Genomic DNA, 383 nt, shown 5'->3' with positions numbered 1-383 from the left:
TGGTAGGGTCGCTCATCCCGACTGTTGTATTGTCGGGGCCGTTAATAAGATCCATTACCTCCTTAACAACAGCGCTGGTTTGAGGCACTATTTGACCGGTTTCATTTCCCAGCGCATAAGCGAATTGCCCCGTTTCAGTTGAACCTATCCTGCCTATATTGCGCGCATCCATGTCGTCAATGGCATCCGGCTTCCAGACGGTAAACATTCGTATAAAATCCGGTACGTCCTCAAAAACAGACTGTATGGTTTGTTCATACGTCTTGCGCCTGTCCGCTGAGGGCAGGTTTTCATAAAAATTAAAATTATTTGACAATGTTTGCAGTATGTCTATATAACCGCCTATACGGCCGTCCCAGTACTGGGCGCGCTGACGGGAAAGA

At 47.5% G+C, this 383-nt stretch carries 1 pseudogene; it reads right to left on the bottom strand.

Going from position 1 to position 383, the window contains the following annotated elements:
• A pseudogene (locus ACYVTD_RS17735) lies at positions 1-383 on the bottom strand (hypothetical protein); the annotation flags it as partial.

This window comes from Treponema sp. R6D11 (assembly GCF_054786075.1).
The sequence above is the reverse complement of the archived record's forward strand: the minus strand, read 5'-3'. Positions and strand labels throughout refer to the sequence as shown.